Origin of the sequence: Collinsella aerofaciens (assembly GCF_039752955.1) — a bacterium.
Lineage (GTDB): Bacteria > Actinomycetota > Coriobacteriia > Coriobacteriales > Coriobacteriaceae > Collinsella > Collinsella aerofaciens_BI.
The window spans coordinates 5982-10011 of the sequence record NZ_JBDMHB010000059.1 but is presented as its reverse complement, the minus strand read 5'-3'; the positions used below and the strand labels follow the sequence as shown (position 1 = coordinate 10011).

The 4030-nt window shown below is 62.0% G+C and carries 3 protein-coding genes; all 3 read right to left on the bottom strand.

All coding sequences use genetic code 11. From position 1 onward, the window contains the following. Nucleotides 1–244 precede the first annotated feature (244 nt). The gene (locus ABHR75_RS09350; protein WP_229066852.1) at nt 245–928 is read right to left on the bottom strand and encodes a hypothetical protein; all 684 of its coding nucleotides are present in this window, start codon (nt 926–928) and stop codon (nt 245–247) included. A gap of 521 nt (nt 929–1449) precedes the next feature. Continuing rightward, nucleotides 1450–2814, bottom strand: a complete 1365-nt coding sequence (locus ABHR75_RS09345; RefSeq protein WP_138111640.1) for a PFL family protein — start codon at nt 2812–2814, stop codon at nt 1450–1452. Between the two features lie 108 nt (nt 2815–2922). Further along, nucleotides 2923–4030: cobalamin-dependent protein (locus ABHR75_RS09340; RefSeq protein ID WP_346964176.1), on the bottom strand; the 1108-nt coding region annotated here is incomplete at its 5' end.

Genomic DNA, 4030 nt, shown 5'->3' with positions numbered 1-4030 from the left:
ACATCGGACTTACCGATGATGATGGCGGGGTTGAGGTGATGGGCCATGCTGCGAAGCTGCTTGACCTGGGCTCCTGTCAGTGCCATGGGTTCTCGCTTTCTATGTATGGGGCGCCCCGCAATGGGGCCTTAATCTACGTGAGCTGTCCCACGATAGCGCAGGAACGGCGCGGTGTGGAGCGCGTTTGCCCAGTTCGCAAAGAATGCGGATGCCGGGCGGGAAGACGATGCAAGCTTTAGATGGGCTACGGGCGGGGTATGGAGACCGGCTCCCATGCAATAAACGCCCAACGGACCTTGCGGACGTGGTCGAGCATGTAACGCCCCTGCGGTACGCCCTTGGACCCTGGCTCGCCGGCATGGGGATTCTCAATCATATGCTGAGCGACGTAGTCGCGTAGACGGTCAATCTTATCCTCGTTACCGTGCTCGAGCATGCGGGAGAAGTCCGCCACTCCCGCCTCAAGGCTATCGAAGGTATCGCGACGAGGCGATTCAAAGTACGTAACCTGCGGCAGGGCGCCCATCTGAATGAGGATATTGAAGGCATACACAAAGCCATTACTGCGGGTAACCGAGGCACCGATAGCGTTCATCAGGTGCAGGTCATAGCGCGGGCTGGAGTTGGCGACCATCGTGACAGCACAACGCCGACGAGCCGTACGATCAAGCTTGGCAAGCGCGCCTTTTAGGTTGGTCGTGGTGACAGAGCGACTGGCAAAGGCAACATCTACCGCTTTCGCGACCGGTCCAACCAAATTCCAGTCATCATCCCAAGCAAGCTCAAGCGGCGTAATAAGATCCTCGAGCCCGTAATACTCAATGCCGGCATCAAGCGTGCCCAGCATGGCGGGGGAGAAATCAGCCGCAATCACAGGATGCCCGTCTTGCGCAAGCGGAATAGCAATCGACCCAGCCCCACACCCCATATCAAGCACCGATTCACCAGGCTCAAGAGCCAGCAATTTCATAAAATCCCGGGCATACGGAGCAGTCTCAAGAGGTCGAAAATGTCGAGCCCGCTTATCCCATTCAAAAGAATCATCAGCCCGATGCCGAGCGGCCTGCAGACGCATCCACTCCTGATTCCAATCAGCAGAAAGAAGCTCAGAGCGAGCATCCCCATCAACCACGGGCTAACCTCCTAGCAACAAAAAAGCGACTCCCCCCCAAAAGAAGAGCCGCAACCAGCATATATCAGAAAGAACCGATCCAACGCCAAACCGTCGCACCAGCCTAGTGGTGCAGGAGCGAAGCAACTGCAACCGGGATAGAGCCCAACCGAGGTCCCGTTGTGCGGGAGCCCCGGGGAGGGCAAATATATAAGGTCGATCGCGAGTTCCGCACGAGCCGGAGAGCACTTAATGTGCTCTCCGTGCGAGTCAGGACTGTCCGAGCAGGCGACCTTATATATTTGCCCTCCCCGGGGCTCCTCGCCAGTCCCCCTCAGCTAGTTCTTCAGCGAGTTCAGCGGTGCCGGGAAGCGTCCACCACGGTGGGCAAGCACGGTGCCGGCGTTGGGGTTCACCGGCATGATGGGCGCACGGCCAAACAGGCCGCCGTACTCGACGCAGTCGCCCACGCCCTTGCCGATGGCGGGAATCACGCGCACGGCCGTGGTCTTATTGTTGATGACGCCGATGGCCATCTCGTCGGCGATGATGCCGGCGATGGTCTCGACCGGGGTGTCGCCGGGGATGGCGATCATGTCCAGGCCGACGGAGCACACGCAGGTCATGGCCTCGAGCTTCTCGAGCGAAAGCGCGCCGGCCTCGACGGCGGCGATCATGCCGGCGTCTTCGGACACGGGGATAAAGGCGCCCGAGAGGCCACCGACGCTGGAACTGGCCATGACGCCGCCCTTCTTGACGGCGTCGTTGAGCATGGCGAGCGCGCAGGTCGTGCCCGGGCCACCGCAGGTGCCCACGCCGATAATCTCGAGGATGCGAGCAACGGAGTCGCCAATGGCGGGCGTAGGCGCCAGCGACAGGTCGACGATGCCCTTCTCGACACCCAGTCGATGGGCGGCCTCGCGGCTCATGAGCTCGCCGGCACGGGTGATCTTAAAGGCGGTCTGCTTAATCTTCTCGGCGACTTCCATCATCGAGGCGGAGTCGGGCAGCTTCTCCAGGGCTGCCGCCATAACGCCGGGGCCCGAGACGCCAACGTTGATGACGGCGTCGGCCTCGCCACCGCCGTGGACGGCGCCCGCCATAAACGGGGAGTCCTCGACCATGTTGGCAAAGCAGACAAACTTGGAGGCGCCAACGGAATCCTCATCTGCCGTAAGCTTGGCGGCATCGATGATGGTCTGGGCGGCCATGAGCACGGCGTCCATGTTGATGCCGGCACGCAGGCTGGCGACGTTGACGCTGGAGCAGACGCGGCTGGTGGTAGCGAGCGCCTGGGGGATGGACTGGATGACGCGGCGGTCGGCGTCGCCGATGCCCTTCTGAACGAGCGCGGAGAAGCCGCCCAGGTAATCGATGCCGAGCGTCTCGGCCGCGCGGTCGAGGGCATGCGCGATGGGGGTGAGGTCCTCATCCTTGCAGCATGCGGCGATCTGCGCCACCGGGGTGACGGAAACGCGCTTGTTGACGATGGGGATACCGTACTCGCGCTCGAGGTTCTCGGCGGTCTCGACCAAGTGCTCAGCCGTGTGCGTCACGTGGTCGTAGATCTTCGTGCACATGCGGTCGAGGCTCTCGTCGCCGCAACCCATGAGCGAAACACCCATGGTGATGGTCCTGATGTCGAGGTTCTGCTCCTCAACCATGCCGCGGGTTTCCGCGATTTCTGCGGGCGTGATCGCCATCCTTGCACTCCTATCTGCCAAAACGAGCATAGCCTTATCTATTCTAACGTGCCGCACGTGCCAAGTGGCGCGTGCGGCACGTTTTGGTGCTCGGTTGTTTCCGTTGTGTTACTGCCCAAAGACCTCTTCGGCGATGCGCGCGCTTTCGGCGGCATCCTTGGCGTAGTAGTCCGCGCCGATCTGCTTGGCGTATTCGGGGGTGAGCACGGCGCCACCTACGATGATCTTGACGCCCGGAACCTCGGCATGGAGCAACTTGATGGTCTCCTCCATAGCGACGACCGTGGTGGTCATAAGCGCCGAGAGGCCGACGAGCTTAATGTCGCGCTCCCGTACGGTCTTGAGTACCTCTTGCGGGTCGACGTCGCGGCCTAGGTCAAAGACGGTGTAGCCGTAGTTATCGAGCAGCATCTTGACGATGTTCTTACCGATGTCGTGGATATCGCCTTTAACGGTGGCCACGCAGATCTTGCCCTTGTCGGCAATCTCGCCGGCGGGCATCAGGCGCTTGATGGTGTCAAAGCCCACACGCGCGGCCTCGGCCGAGGCCATAAGCTGCGGCAAGAAGAACTTGCCCTGGTCAAAGAGGACGCCAACCTCGTCGAGGGCGGGGATAAAGTGATTGTTGATGAGGTCCATGGCGTCATGGTCTGCCAGCAGACGCTCGGTCTCGGCCGCGATTTCGCCCTTGCGGCCCGAGACGACCATGCGACGAATCGGGTCGTCGTTGCCGTCGGTGCCGGTGGTGCCAGCAGCGGGCGCGGCGTCGGTCGATACCGCCTGAGCCGCCGCCGGATTCGCGGCGATCTTGTACGGATCGGTCCAGCCGGCGTAGCGCTCGATGTATCCGGTCGAGCCCTCGTCCTCAACGCTCAGCACGCGATAGCTGTAGACGGTATCCATAAAGCGCTTGGAGCCCGGGTTCATGATGGGGGCGTCCAGGCCCGCGCCAAAAGCGGCAGCCAAAAAGACCGAGCCCAGCAGCGGGCGGGCAGGCAGACCAAAGCTGATGTTCGACACGCCGAGCGCGCATTTGACGCCCAGACGCTCCTTGCACAGGGACATGGCGCGCAGGATCTGTTCGGCCTGGCGTTGATTGGTCGAGGCGGTCATGACCAGACAGTCGATGAGGATGCGGTCCGGGCCGATACCGTAGCGGGCGGCCTCGGCCACGATGCGCTCGGCGATGGCGAAGCGAGCTTCGGCGGTATCGGGG

Coding starts and splice junctions, on each gene's coding strand:
- ABHR75_RS09350 (WP_229066852.1), bottom strand. CDS start 928: ATGGGGTGTGGGGCTGGGTCGATTGCTATTCCGCTTGCGCAAGACGGG.
- ABHR75_RS09345 (WP_138111640.1), bottom strand. CDS start 2,814: ATGGCGATCACGCCCGCAGAAATCGCGGAAACCCGCGGCATGGTTGAG.